This window comes from Vogesella alkaliphila (genome assembly GCF_014652475.1).
GTDB classification, from domain to species: Bacteria; Pseudomonadota; Gammaproteobacteria; order Burkholderiales; family Chromobacteriaceae; genus Vogesella; species Vogesella alkaliphila.
Window position 1 is genome coordinate 224,176 of record NZ_BMYW01000004.1, and the last position, 5,541, is coordinate 229,716.

Consider the following 5,541-nt stretch of genomic DNA (forward strand, 5'->3'; position numbering starts at 1 on the left):
CGGGTTTTTTCATGGGCTGGCCTGGCACAAGGCCGGCCTTGCGGCCAACCTTGGTCGACACGGCGCGCCTTACATCGCTTCCAGCACCGTGATGCCAAGCAGGCCGAGGCCGGTTTTCAGCGTCTTGCCGGTCAGCGCCGCCAGTTGCAGGCGGCTGTGGCGCACCTCGCCCTCGCTCTTCAGGATCGGGCAGGCTTCGTAGAAGCGCGAGAACAGCGTCGCCACGCTGTACAGGTAGCTGCACAGGTGGTGCGGCTGGCTGCCGTCGGCCACGGTGAACAGCACGTCCTCGAACTGGGTCAGCGCCACCGCCAGCTGCTTCTCCGCCGCTTCGCCGATGACGATGGCGGCCGCCGGATTGTAGTCCTCGGCCTTGCGCAGCACGCTCTGCACGCGGGTGTAGGCGTACTGCAGGTAGGGCGCGGTGTTGCCCTCGAAGCTGAGCATCGCGTCCCAGTCGAAGATGTAGTCGGTGTTGCGGCTCTTGGACAGGTCGGCGTACTTCAGGGCGCCGATGCCCACCGCCTCGGCGATCTGGCGGCGTTCGCCCTCCGCCATCTCCGGGCTCTTGTCCGACACCAGCGCGTAGGCGCGCTCGACCGCCTCGTTGAGCAGGTCGACCAGCTTCACACTGTCGCCGGAGCGGGTTTTCAGCGGCTTGCCGTCCGGGCCCATGATGGTGCCGTGGCCGATATGCTCGAACTGCGCGTCGGCGCTCAGGAAGCCGGCCTTGCGCGCGGTGGTGAACAGCTGCTGGAAGTGCAGGCTCTGGCGCGAATCGACCACGTACAGGCAGCGGTCCAGCCCCAGTACGCGGGTACGGAAGCGGATCGCGCCCAGGTCGGTGGTGGCGTACAGGTAGCCGCCGCCCTGCTTCTGCACGATGTAGGCTGCCGGCTCGCCTTCCTTGTTCTTGAACTCGTCGAGGAACACCACCTGCGCGCCCTGGCTCTCGGTCAGCAGGCCCTGCTGGCGCAGCTCTTCCACCAGCACCGGCAGGTCGTCGTTGTAGAAGCTCTCGCCGCGCACGTCGTCGTCGGTCAGCAGCAGGCCCAGCTTGCGGTAGATGGCGTTGCAGTGCGCCAGCGACAGCTTGACGAACTGCTGCCACAGCGCCAGCACCTCGGCGTCGCCCGACTGCAGGCGCACCACGTAGTCGCGCGCCAGGTCGGCGAAGGCCGGGTCCTCGTCGAAACGTTTCTTGGAGTGCTTGTAGAACACGTCCAGGTCTTTCAGCTCCAGCTCCGCCTCGCCCGCGGCGCGCGATTCCACCATGTGCGCCACCAGCATGCCGAACTGGGTGCCCCAGTCGCCGACGTGGTTCTGGCGGATGACGTCATGGCCGATGAAGCTGTTCACCCGCACCAGCGCGTCGCCGATGATGCCGCCGCGCAGGTGGCCGATGTGCATTTCCTTGGCCAGGTTGACCGACGAGTACTCGACCATCACCTTTTGCGGCGCCGCCTTGGCGATGCCCAGCGCGTCGTCGTGCAGCGCCGTCTGCAGGCGCGCGGCGACGAAGGCCGGGTCGAGGTGGATGTTGATGAAGCCGGGGCCGGCGATCTCGATCTTGCTGGCGATACCGGCCAGGTCCAGCTTGGCCACCACCTGCTCCGCCAGCGCGCGCGGGTTGGTCTTCAGCGCCTTGGCCGCGCCCATCACGCCGTTGGCCTGATAGTCGCCGAATTCCGGCTTGGAAGCGGTCTGGATGGCAGCATTGGCGCCCTCGACGCCGACGGCGGCCAGCGCGGCCACTACACGGTCATTGATCAGTTGCTGAATGGTCATATCGGTCCTGAAAAATCAAAGGCCGGACGCAAGGGGCGCCCGGCTGGGATGCAATGCACAAATTGTACGGGCTAACCGTGGCTGCGGCCAACCTTTGCACCACAAAGGTTGGCCGCAGCGGCGGGGGCACGGCTCAGAACAGGCGCGCCAGCAGCGCCTTCTCCATGCCGGCCATGCCGGGGATCTTCACCTTCACGCCGTTGCCCGGTGCCACGCTGGCGGCTTCGCCGTTGCGCGTCATCGCGGTCAGCTCCACGGTGCGGTTGCCGCTCGGATGGATGATTTCCACGCGGTCGCCGACGGCGAAGCGGTTTTTCACGTCGATGGTCGCCCAACCGTCGGCGTCCACTTCCGTCACGTCGCCGACGTACTGGCTCTGCTTGGCGATGGAATGGCCGGACAGGTAGTTCTGGTGTTCCTGCGTCTGGTGACGCTCCAGGAAGCCCGGGGTGTAGCCGCGGTTGGCCAGGCCTTCCAGCTCGGCCAGCAGGCTGTAGTCGAACGGACGGCCGGCGACCGCGTCGTCGATGGCGCGGCGGTAGGTCTGCGCGGTGCGCGCCACGTAGTACAGGCTCTTGGTGCGGCCTTCGATCTTCAGCGAGTCGACGCCGATCTTGACCAGCTTCTCCACCTGCTCGACGGCGCGCAGGTCCTTGGAGTTCATGATGTAGGTACCGTGCTCGTCCTCGATGATGGGCATCATCTCGCCCGGGCGGTTGGCTTCCTCGATCAGATAGGTCTTGTCGGCCAGCGGGTGGCGTTGCTGGCTACCACAGGAGGAAAAGCTCTGGTTGGCTTCTTCCAGCGCCTTGCCGAAGTCGAAGTCGATCTTCTGCGGTTTCACGTCGCCGGCGTCGTCGCCCTGGGTGTCGTGCACCTTGTAGTCCCAGCGGCAGGCGTTGGTACAGGTGCCCTGGTTCGGGTCGCGGTGGTTGAAGTAGCCGGACAGCAGGCAGCGGCCGGAGTAGGCAATGCACAGCGCTCCGTGCACGAACACCTCCAGCTCCATGTCCGGGCATTGCTGGCGGATCTCGGCGATCTCGTCCAGGCTCAGCTCGCGCGACAGGATGATGCGCTCCACGCCCATCTTCTGCCAGAACTTCACCCCCATGTAGTTGGTGGTATTGGCCTGCACCGACAGGTGGATGGGCACGTGCGGCCAACGTTCGCGCACCATCATGATCAGGCCGGGGTCGGCCATGATCAGCGCGTCCGGCTTCATCTCGATCACCGGTTCCATGTCGGCCATGTAGGTCTTGATCTTGCTGTTGTGCGGCAGGATGTTGCTGGCCACGAACAGCTTCTTGCCGCGCGCGTGCGCTTCTTCGATGCCGATGCGCAGTTCTTCCAGCTTGAAGTCGTTGTTGCGCGCGCGCAGCGAGTAGCGCGGCTGGCCGGCGTACACCGCATCGGCACCAAAATCGTAGGCGGCACGCATCTTGTCCAGCGTGCCGGCAGGCAGTAGCAGCTCGGGAGCTTTCATCGGGGAGGCTTCTTCAGTGGTTCAGTGCAACAGACAGGACATCGGCAGCGGCGCGAGGTCGGGCTCGACAAAAGCCCGGCGCGCGATGTCGTCGTTGAGTTTGTGTTCGGAATAGTGCTGCCGCAGCAGCGCCGGCAGGCCGTCGACGAGGTCGGGGTTGGCCGCAACAAAATCCGGCCAGTTGTCCAGGCACTCCGGCATGGCGTCGAGACGGTCGTACACCAAGGTCAGGCTGGCCATGGTCAGCGTGTGGTGGTACTTCTCCGCCGCCCCCTGGGCCATCGCGTAGCGCGACAAGGCGCGCGCGCAGCGGGCCGCCGCCTCGCGCGCCGGATAAAACTGGCGGTACGACCACGCCGCCAGCAGGTGCGCGCGATGATTGAACTCGGCCGCTGGCAGGGTATTGCTTTCCAGCTGCAGCAGAAACGCCTGTGCATCCATGTCTGATTGTCCCGGATCAAGCCAAAGCAAAAGGCCCCGCGACGGAGCCTTTTGAAGAATTTTTGTTGCGCTGCGATTATGCGCGCCGCCCTGCACAGCGTCAAGCCGGCCACAACGCACAACAGCGACATCAAGTTACTGTTTTTGTAGCATTTTTAGCGTTTTCCACCGCGCATGAACGCCAGAAGGCCCAGCATCTGGCCGGCCACGCCCAGCACCATCAGCACGATGGACAGCAGCAGCATCGGTACGCTGCCGGCCGCCGCCTGTTGCAGTGCAGAAGCCAGCACGAACAGCAGGCTGCCGATGATCATGCAGCCGATGGCCAGCGGCCGGCGTGCGCACAGGTAACGAAACAGTTGTTGCAGCATGGTATTACGCTCCGGCTGAAAGGCGCCGCCGGGTGACGGCAAAGTCTTCCAGCATCGCCAGTTCGAATTCACTGAAGCCCGCCGCCCGGCGCGCCTCCCAATTGTAAGCACCGCGCAGGGTATCGACTTCGTAGTCGATCAGCAACTGGCGGAAGCAGGCCAGCGGCTCGATGCCGCGCGCGTCGCACAGCGTGGTGAACCAGTAGTTGCCGATCTGCACGTGGCCGATCTCGTCCTCGAAGATCCGGTCGAGAATCGCCACCGTCTCGGCGTCGCCCAGCGCCGCCAGCTTTTTCCGGATCGGCGGCACCGCGTCGAGGCCGCGCGCCTCCAGCACCCGCGGCACCAGCGCCATGCGCACCATCACGTCGTGGTCGGTGTCCACCGCCATCTGCCACAGGCTGTTGTGGCCGACAAAATCGCCGTAGTCAAAACCCAACTGCTGCAGCCGCTCGCGCAGCATGTTGAAGTGGGTCGCCTCTTCCGCCGCCACCCGCAGCCAGTCCTCGACAAAGGCGTCCGGCATGTCGCGAAAGCGCCAGACCGCGTCCAGCGCCAGATTGATGGCATTGAACTCGATATGGGCGATGGCGTGGATCAGGCCGGCGCGGCCGGCGACGCTGCCCAGCCCCTGACGCGGCACCTCGAACGGCGACACCAGCTGCGGCCGCACCGGACGCCCCGGTGCCGGCAGCGGATGCGGCAAGGGCAGCGCATCCGTCTCGCGCGGCAGCCGCCCGTCCAGCCACTGCTGATGACACTGGCTAGCGAGCCGCGGTTTGGCGTCGATATCGCTGCTGCACAGCGCCCGATAGACGGCAGGATAGAGAGAGGAAGTCATGGCGCGGCATTTTACCCGTTGCCGGCTGACATTTGTCAGCCAACAACGCCCGCGGCTATTGCATAATGCCGGTTCACGATGTCATGAGGAGACGCACCATGCTGTTCAATTCCAGCCTGCTCGGCCAGGTCGAAGTCGATGAAAACACCATCATCACCTTCGAGGCCGGCCTGCCCGCCTTCGAGAACTGCACCCGCTTCAAGCTGTTCCACGAAGCCGACAGCAACAACCCCAGCGTGTTCTGGATGCAGTCGCTGGACAACCCCGACGTGCTGTTCAGCGTGACCGACCCGCAGAAACTCGGCATCCGCTACGAGATCGAACTGAACCAGGACGAGGTCGCGGCGCTGGCGCTGAGCCGCCAGGAAGACGCCGCCATCCTGCTGACCATCTACCGCGAGCTGCCGGACGACGAGGCCAACCCGGCGCTGTCGCAGCTGCGTGCCAATGTCCGCAACCCGCTGATCATCAATCTGGCAACGCAGAAGGCGCTGCAGAAAACCGGTCTCGCCTGCGACATCGTGTTCCACAACCGCTGAGCCGGATCGCGGCGCAGGGCAAGGTTGGCCGCAACGCTTGCGGCCAACCTTGCGCCCGCCACCATGAAAAAACCGCCT

At 65.0% G+C, this 5,541-nt stretch carries 6 protein-coding genes; 1 reads left to right on the forward strand and 5 read right to left on the reverse strand.

The window, feature by feature from the left end:
- Nucleotides 1-69: 69 nt before the first annotated feature.
- The 5 genes from argS to IE100_RS08255 all read right to left on the reverse strand — a co-directional run bounded on the left by argS (nucleotide 70) and on the right by IE100_RS08255 (nucleotide 4,924).
- The gene (argS, locus tag IE100_RS08235) at nucleotides 70-1,788 is read right to left on the reverse strand and encodes an arginine--tRNA ligase (RefSeq protein WP_189373624.1); all 1,719 of its coding nucleotides are present in this window, start codon (nucleotides 1,786-1,788) and stop codon (nucleotides 70-72) included.
- Nucleotides 1,789-1,921: 133 nt separating this feature from the next.
- Nucleotides 1,922-3,271, reverse strand: a complete 1,350-nt coding sequence (trhP, locus tag IE100_RS08240) for a prephenate-dependent tRNA uridine(34) hydroxylase TrhP (RefSeq protein ID WP_189373625.1) — start codon at nucleotides 3,269-3,271, stop codon at nucleotides 1,922-1,924.
- A 21-nt stretch (nucleotides 3,272-3,292) separates the two neighbouring features.
- Nucleotides 3,293-3,712: a hypothetical protein gene (locus IE100_RS08245; RefSeq protein ID WP_189373626.1), complete on the reverse strand. Its 420-nt coding sequence runs from the start codon at nucleotides 3,710-3,712 to the stop codon at nucleotides 3,293-3,295.
- A 155-nt stretch (nucleotides 3,713-3,867) separates the two neighbouring features.
- Nucleotides 3,868-4,083: a hypothetical protein gene (locus tag IE100_RS08250; RefSeq protein ID WP_189373627.1), complete on the reverse strand. Its 216-nt coding sequence runs from the start codon at nucleotides 4,081-4,083 to the stop codon at nucleotides 3,868-3,870.
- 4 nt (nucleotides 4,084-4,087) lie between these two features.
- Complete coding sequence (locus IE100_RS08255) at nucleotides 4,088-4,924, reverse strand: ferritin-like domain-containing protein (protein WP_189373628.1); 837 nt, start codon at nucleotides 4,922-4,924, stop codon at nucleotides 4,088-4,090.
- A 98-nt stretch (nucleotides 4,925-5,022) separates the two neighbouring features.
- Here IE100_RS08255 and fliW point away from each other — a divergent pair, with 98 nt between their 5' ends.
- On the forward strand, nucleotides 5,023-5,463 hold the full coding sequence (gene fliW, locus IE100_RS08260) for a flagellar assembly protein FliW (protein WP_189373629.1): 441 nt from the start codon (nucleotides 5,023-5,025) through the stop codon (nucleotides 5,461-5,463).
- The last annotated feature ends 78 nt before the right edge of the window (nucleotides 5,464-5,541 follow it).

Excerpts from the sequence above, each read along its gene's own strand:
- IE100_RS08250 (WP_189373627.1), bottom strand. The coding sequence starts at position 4,083 with ATGCTGCAACAACTGTTTCGTTACCTGTGCGCACGCCGGCCGCTGGCC.
- IE100_RS08245 (WP_189373626.1), bottom strand. The coding sequence starts at position 3,712 with ATGGATGCACAGGCGTTTCTGCTGCAGCTGGAAAGCAATACCCTGCCA.
- IE100_RS08255 (WP_189373628.1), bottom strand. The coding sequence starts at position 4,924 with ATGACTTCCTCTCTCTATCCTGCCGTCTATCGGGCGCTGTGCAGCAGC.
- fliW (WP_189373629.1), top strand. The coding sequence starts at position 5,023 with ATGCTGTTCAATTCCAGCCTGCTCGGCCAGGTCGAAGTCGATGAAAAC.
- trhP (WP_189373625.1), bottom strand. The coding sequence starts at position 3,271 with ATGAAAGCTCCCGAGCTGCTACTGCCTGCCGGCACGCTGGACAAGATG.
- argS (WP_189373624.1), bottom strand. The coding sequence starts at position 1,788 with ATGACCATTCAGCAACTGATCAATGACCGTGTAGTGGCCGCGCTGGCC.